At 41.3% G+C, this 5,911-nt stretch carries 6 protein-coding genes; 5 read left to right on the top strand and 1 reads right to left on the bottom strand.

Going from position 1 to position 5,911, the window contains the following annotated elements:
* The coding region (locus SMSK564_RS08430) for a Cof-type HAD-IIB family hydrolase (protein WP_000307043.1) at positions 1-963 on the top strand (963 nt) is incomplete at its 5' end.
* A gap of 134 nt (positions 964-1,097) precedes the next feature.
* On the opposite strand, the gene SMSK564_RS08425 is transcribed toward SMSK564_RS08430, so the two are convergent.
* The gene (locus SMSK564_RS08425; RefSeq protein WP_000079148.1) at positions 1,098-1,550 is read right to left on the bottom strand and encodes a universal stress protein; all 453 of its coding nucleotides are present in this window, start codon (positions 1,548-1,550) and stop codon (positions 1,098-1,100) included.
* Positions 1,551-1,711: 161 nt separating this feature from the next.
* Between SMSK564_RS08425 and SMSK564_RS08420 the strand changes: the two genes are divergently transcribed.
* The 4 genes from SMSK564_RS08420 (at position 1,712) to SMSK564_RS08405 (ending at position 5,767) form a co-directional block, all read left to right on the top strand.
* Positions 1,712-2,005: a hypothetical protein gene (locus SMSK564_RS08420; protein ID WP_000977362.1), complete on the top strand. Its 294-nt coding sequence runs from the start codon at positions 1,712-1,714 to the stop codon at positions 2,003-2,005.
* Between the two features lie 156 nt (positions 2,006-2,161).
* Entirely contained in the window at positions 2,162-3,376 is a 1,215-nt protein-coding gene (locus SMSK564_RS08415; protein WP_000666476.1) for a pyridoxal phosphate-dependent aminotransferase, read from the top strand.
* A 154-nt stretch (positions 3,377-3,530) separates the two neighbouring features.
* Positions 3,531-3,665, top strand: a complete 135-nt coding sequence (gene rpmH, locus SMSK564_RS08410) for a 50S ribosomal protein L34 (protein WP_000831905.1) — start codon at positions 3,531-3,533, stop codon at positions 3,663-3,665.
* Between the two features lie 137 nt (positions 3,666-3,802).
* Complete coding sequence (locus tag SMSK564_RS08405; RefSeq protein WP_000748910.1) at positions 3,803-5,767, top strand: peptide ABC transporter substrate-binding protein; 1,965 nt, start codon at positions 3,803-3,805, stop codon at positions 5,765-5,767.
* The last annotated feature ends 144 nt before the right edge of the window (positions 5,768-5,911 follow it).

Below are 5,911 nucleotides of genomic sequence, written 5' to 3'. Positions count from 1 at the left end.
CGTATGGTCAGCAAGGTTGTTCCCCAAAAGGAAGAAGACCTGCTTCATCTGATGAATCAGCCTATCTACCAAGTTTTGATGCTGATGACACCGGAAGAATCTGAGAAGGCTGCAGCTGATTTTGAAGACTTGAAATTGACACGTAGCAATCCTTTTGCAGCGGATGTCATCAATCAAGGAAACTCTAAATTGGAAGGTATTCGACGAGTTGGGAAAGAATATGGTTTTGACCTCAACCAAGTGATGGCCTTTGGTGATTCGGATAACGACCTTGAAATGCTGGCTGGTGTCGGTATGTCGGTCGCTATGGGAAATGGTAGTAGCAGTGTCAAGGAAGTTGCCAAGCACATTACCACCAGCAATCAGCAAGACGGAATCCATAAGGCCCTAGAACATTTTGGTGTTTTAGCTTCAGAAAAAGTCTTTGTCAGCCGTGACTATCATTTCAATAAGGTCAAGACCTTCCACCACATGATGGATGAACGAACCCAAGAAGAACCTCGAGCTTGGGATTTAGAAGGTGCAACCCATAGGGCTGGCTTTAAAATAGAAGAATTGGTGGAGTTTGTTCGAGCTGCCAGCCCTTCTGAAGAGGACTTTGGTCAAGCTCTATCGCAACTTCATCAGGCCCTTGATAAGGCAGCAGATAAGGTAGCACAGAAGACGCCTGCTCAGCAAGATTTGGTAGGGCAAGTGGATGCCTTGATTGACACACTTTACTTTACCTACGGTAGTTTTGTCTTGATGGGAGTGGACCCAGAACGTATTTTTGACATTGTCCATCAGGCTAATATGGGGAAAATTTTCCCTGACGGCAAGGCTCATTTTGATCCAGTGACTCACAAAATCTTAAAACCAGATGATTGGGAAGAAAAATATGCTCCAGAACCTGCTATTAAAAAGGAACTGAAGCGCCAGCTCAAGGCTTACGAACGCCATAAAGAGAGAAATAATACTCAATGAAAATCAAAGAGCAAACTAGGAAACTAGCCGCAGGCTGCTCAAAACACTGTTTTGAGGTTGTAGATGGACGTTGACGTGGTTTGAAGAGTATAAATAGTAAACAAAAAGGAGCGTTGAGCTCCTTTTCTTCGTGATTATAAGGTTTTTTCTTGTTCTCTCACAACCAGCAAATCGACCTTAGCATGGCGGAGGATGTATTCAGATGAAGATCCGACCAAGAGGCGTTCAAAGGCGTTGAGACCAGTTGCGCCAACGAGGATGAGATCAACTTCTTCTGCATCTGGAATAGTACGTGCCAGTAGGGTCTTTGGATTTCCCATTTCAATGACGATATGAACATCTGCCACCCCAGCATCTTTAGCACGTTTTTCGTACTCTTTCATCAGACTTTCAGCGTCGACTTGGAGTTCTTCGTAAACTTCAGCATCAAAGGTGGATACGCTTTGGAGTGCGCGTGTGTCAATGACATGTGCGATGGTGAGTTTAGCGTCGTTTCGTAGAGCAGAATGAACTCCCTTGACAAAAGCCAAGTCCGCTTCCTTAGAACCATCGATTGCGACCATAATATTTTGGTAACGTTGTGCCATAATGAAACCTCCTGAAATTTTCTTACTATAATTGTAAACCTTTTCACTATAGAAGTAAAGCAAAAAAAGTATTTTTCAAAAGAATGTTAGTGCTTAAAATCTATATAAATATATGATAAAATAAAAGAAAGGATAGCAGGAAAGAAGTGAAGGGAGGGAGAATGATGAAAAATTCTTTTCAAAAATCAAATTTCCTTTATTATGGAATCATCCTAGTTTCAGTCTTGCTAGAAGTTATCATGGTCTGGCAATTAGAGAGTCTGGTACCGTTTCTTTATCCAGGTTTTATCGGATTTTTAGTCTTTCATGTACTCTACCATCTAATCTTACTCCTAGTTGCAAAACGAAGTGGGCGTTGGGATTACTTGATGATATGGGGACTTTTCCTCATGTTCAATCTTCTTTATGACTCCTTTTTAGGCTTGCTTTTTCTAGGTTTATCTTTTGGTATGTGATGTGTTTTTCGCAAAACACCTGCTATCTCACTTGTCTGGACCTCGCTTTTAGCGAGGTTTTTCTTCTATAGGATTTTAGTAACACATTTCAGTAAACTTGTCGCATTTTCTTTCTAGTGGTATAATGTTACTATCCTGATGAATTGAGGAAACAAGATGAAAGAATATAACAAGTCTAGTAAGTTAGAGCATGTTGCTTATGATATCCGTGGTCCTGTTTTGGAAGAAGCCATGCGGATGCGAGCTAATGGAGAAAAGATTTTACGTCTGAATACAGGAAATCCAGCAGAATTTGGTTTTACAGCACCAGACGAAGTCATTCATGACTTGATTATGAATGCGCGTGATAGTGAAGGTTACTCTGACTCCAAAGGGATTTTCTCAGCCCGTAAGGCCATCATGCAGTATTGCCAATTGAAGAAATTCCCAAATGTAGATATTGATGACATCTACCTTGGAAATGGTGTCAGTGAGCTGATTGTCATGTCCATGCAGGGGCTTTTGGACAACGGGGATGAGGTCTTGGTGCCAATGCCAGACTATCCTCTCTGGACAGCAGCTGTCAGCCTAGCTGGGGGAAATGCCGTTCACTATGTCTGTGATGAAGCAGCAGAATGGTACCCAGATATTGACGATATCAAGTCAAAAATCACTTCCAATACCAAGGCAATCGTCCTTATCAATCCAAACAACCCAACTGGAGCCCTTTATCCTAAGGAACTCTTGTTGGAGATTATTGAGATTGCCCGTCAAAACGATTTGATTATCTTTGCGGATGAAATCTATGACCGCATGGTAATGGATGGACATGTGCATACGCCTGTGGCGAGCTTGGCACCAGATGTCTTCTGTGTCAGCATGAATGGTCTGTCAAAATCCCATCGTATCGCTGGTTTCCGTGTGGGTTGGATGGTCTTGTCTGGACCTAAGACTCATGTCAAGGGCTATATCGAAGGGCTCAATATGCTATCCAATATGCGCCTTTGCTCTAACGTTTTGGCCCAACAGGTCGTACAAACATCCTTGGGTGGCCACCAATCAGTCGATGAACTGCTTCTTCCTGGTGGACGAATTTACGAGCAAAGAAACTTCATCTACAATGCCATTCAAGATATCCCAGGTTTGTCTGCGGTTAAACCCAAGGCTGGACTCTATATCTTCCCTAAAATCGACCGCAATATGTACCGTATCGATGATGATGAACAGTTTGTCCTTGATTTCTTGAAGCAGGAAAAGGTTCTCTTGGTTCATGGTCGAGGCTTTAACTGGCAGGAACCAGACCACTTCCGTATTGTTTACCTTCCTCGTGTCGATGAACTAGCCCAAATCCAAGAAAAGATGACTCGTTTCTTGAAACAGTATCGCAGATAGGGCTTACATTAGAAAAAGCGCTAAAAAGCTGGAAACATTTGCCTAGAGCTATTGACAAAAGTGAAAGAATCAGATAGAATAGTAAAGTATGTTTAGTAACTGATCACTTTATAGCCGGCTAAACGAATACAAAATCTATGAGGAGGTATTCATCGTGAAACGTACTTATCAACCAAGTAAACTTCGTCGTGCGCGCAAACACGGATTCCGTAACCGTATGTCAACTAAAAACGGTCGTCGCGTATTGGCAGCTCGTCGTCGTAAAGGACGCAAAGTTTTGGCTGCATAATCCAAACGAACTATATCAAAAATCAGTAGGAACTCGAGTCTACTGATTTTTATTTTTATAAAAAAGTACAAAAGGCTTTATATTTTTGCTCAAATAGTGTATAATATTTCACATACTGTAAAAAATGGAGAATAATCATGAAGAAATCAAAAGTTATGCTTTTTGGAGCTATGGCTTTGACAGCAGGTCTAGCTCTAGCGGCATGTGGGTCTTCCCAATCAAGTAATACAGACAAGACTTACTCTTATATCTTTGTTAATAACCCAGATACCTTGGATTATATTACTTCTACCCGAGACTCTACATCTAGTATCACAACCAACTTGATTGATGGTTTGTTGGAAAATGACCAGTATGGCAATCTCATTCCATCTATGGCTGAGTCATGGACAGTATCAAAAGATGGTTTGACCTACACTTATAAAATTCGTCAGGGAGCTAAATGGTACACTTCTGAAGGAGAAGAGTATGCGGATGTAACAGCTCATGACTTTGTGACTGGTCTTAAGTATGCGGCTGATAAAAAGGCTGAAAACTTGTACTTGGTACAAGACTCTATCAAGGGTCTAGCAGACTATGTTGAAGGGAAATCATCTGATTTTGGAACTGTTGGTGTAAAGGCAGTGGATGATTACACTCTCCAATATACCCTCAACCAACCTGAAACTTATTGGAACTCTAAAACAACAGCAAGTATTCTTAGTCCTGTAAATGAAGCCTTCTTGAAGTCTAAGGGAGATGACTTTGGAAGTGTGACACCATCAAGTATCTTGTCAAATGGTCCTTACTTGTTTAAGTCCTTCACATCCAAATCTTTGATTGAGTTTGACAAAAATCCTAATTACTGGGATAAGGACAATGTTAAAATCGAGAAAGTGAAGCTCTCTTTCTTTGACGGTTCTGACCAAGACAGCATTGCTAGAGGTTTCTTGGAAGGCAACTATACTGATGGTCGTATCTTCCCAACAAGTTCAGTCTTTGCTGAACTCAAGAAGGGAAATGAGGACAAGATTACCTATACACCACAGAACTCAGTTACTTTCTATTATCTTTTCAACGTCAATCGTCAAAGCTACAAGCAGACTATGAAACAGTCTGATAAGGAAAAGACAGATTCACGCGCAGCTATGCAAAATAAAGATTTCCGTCAGGCTATCAACTTTGCTTTTGACCGTCATGCTTATGCAGCACAGACAAATGGTGAAGATGGAGCAGACCGTATCTTGCGTAACACAGTTACACCAAGTAACTTTGTCCAAGTTGGCGATAAGAACTTTGGTGACATTGTCAATGAGAAAATTGTCAACTATGGTAAAGATTGGGCAAATATCAACCTAAACGATGGTAAGCAAGCCTTCTTGAATCCTGAAAAGGCCAAAGAGAAGTTTGCGAAGGCCAAAGAAAGTCTGCAAGCTCAAGGAGTAACCTTCCCAATTCATTTGGATATGCCAGTTGACCAGACTGCTAAATTAGATGTGCAACAGGCTGGATCTTTCAAACAAACAGTGGAAGAAACTCTTGGTAAGGAGAATGTAGTCATTGATGTTATCCAACTTTCTCCAGACGAGAAGGATCAAGCTACATTCTTTGCAGATACAGCAGAACAAAAAGACTACGATATCGACATCTCAGGATGGGGTGGAGATTACTCAGATCCGAAGACTTACCTAGCCATCCTTGATCCAGAGACAGGTTCTCAGTTGAAAAACATGGGCTTGTCTGAAGGAAAAGACAAGGAAGTCAAGGACAAGATTGGTCTTGCTGACTATAAGAAACTCTTGGATCAGGCAGATGCGGAAATCACAGATACTCAAGCTCGCTATGAAAAATATGCTGAAGCCCAAGCTTGGTTGACAGATAGTGCCCTCTTCCTACCAGTTCAAAGTGGTGGAGCCAACCCAATCTTCCGTAAGACTGTACCGTTTACAGGCCCATTCTCATTCGTTGGGAATAAAGGAAATGCTGATAACTACAAATATGTTGAATTGCAAAAAGAGGCAGTAACTGCTAAACAGTACCAAGAACTCTATGAAAAATGGCTGAAAGAAAAAGCTGAGTCAAATAAAAAAGCTCAGGAAGATTTAGCTAACCATATTCAATGATATTCCTAGTCATGCTTTTCAGTTAATACTCTTCGAAAATCTCTTCAAACCACGTCAGCGTTGCCTTACCGTAGGTATGTTACTGACTTCGTCAGTTCTATCTGCAACCTCAAAACAGTGTTTTGAGCTGACTTCGTCAGTTTC

The sequence above is a fragment of the Streptococcus mitis SK564 genome (assembly GCF_000148525.1).
Taxonomy (GTDB): domain Bacteria; phylum Bacillota; class Bacilli; order Lactobacillales; family Streptococcaceae; genus Streptococcus; species Streptococcus mitis_H.
The sequence above is the reverse complement of the archived record's forward strand: the minus strand, read 5'-3'. Positions and strand labels throughout refer to the sequence as shown.